Genomic DNA, 852 nt, shown 5'->3' with positions numbered 1-852 from the left:
GTCGACGCCACGCCGAAGAAGAAGCGTCGCAAGGGATGCCTGATCGCGCTGATCATCGTCCTCGCAATCGTCGGCGGGCTCGCGGGAGCCGGCGTCTGGGTGGCGAACACCTACGGTGACAGGATCAGCGAGGCCATGGGCTGGGGGCCGTCGAAGGACTGGGAACCAGGGCAGGCGACCGGCGAAGCACTGGTCACGATCAAGGAAGGCGACACCGGCGGGCCGGTCTCGATCGCTCTCCACGAAGCGGGCGTCACGAAGACCGAGGATGTGTTCTACGACTACTTGGTCGATGAGGGCATCAACCCGACGTTCTACCCCGGGGTGTACCGCCTGCAGCAGAAGATGACGGCCGAGGCCGCTCTCGCAGCTCTCGAGGATGAGGCCAACAAGCTCGAGAACACGGTGTCGGTCGGCGAGGGCGCGACGATCGTCTCGTCGCTGCCCGGCATGGCCGAGACTCTCGGCCTCCCGCTCGCCGACTTCGAGGCGGCCGTCAAGGACCCGTCGCAGTACGGCGTCGACGCGCGGAGCCTCGAAGGCTGGCTGTTCCCGGCCGTGTACACCTTCGACCCTGAGGTCACCCCGACGCAGGTCATCCAGCGGATGGTCGACCGCACCCGCCAAGCGCTCGATGAGGCAGGAGTGCCGCCCGAAGACGCGCAGCGCGTGCTGACGATCGCCTCGATCATCCAGCGTGAAGGCCGACTGGACGACTTCGCGAAGGTGTCGCGAGTCATCCAGAACCGTCTGGATATCGACATGCTGCTGCAGATGGACTCGACAGCCCAGTACGGCTATGGATCGCTGCACGAGGGTGTCGTGGCGAGCTCCAAGGAGGCGCTCGAGAGC

The 852-nt window shown here is 66.1% G+C and carries 1 protein-coding gene; it reads left to right on the top strand.

The window, feature by feature from the left end; genetic code table 11:
- Window positions 1–852, top strand: an 852-nt coding sequence (locus tag ACNPM4_RS11185) for an endolytic transglycosylase MltG (RefSeq protein ID WP_448985754.1), incomplete at both ends; no start/stop codon positions are given.

Source organism: Microbacterium umsixpiens (assembly GCF_053543675.1).
Note: the sequence above shows the minus strand (reverse complement) of the source record. Positions and strands in the feature narration are given on the sequence as shown.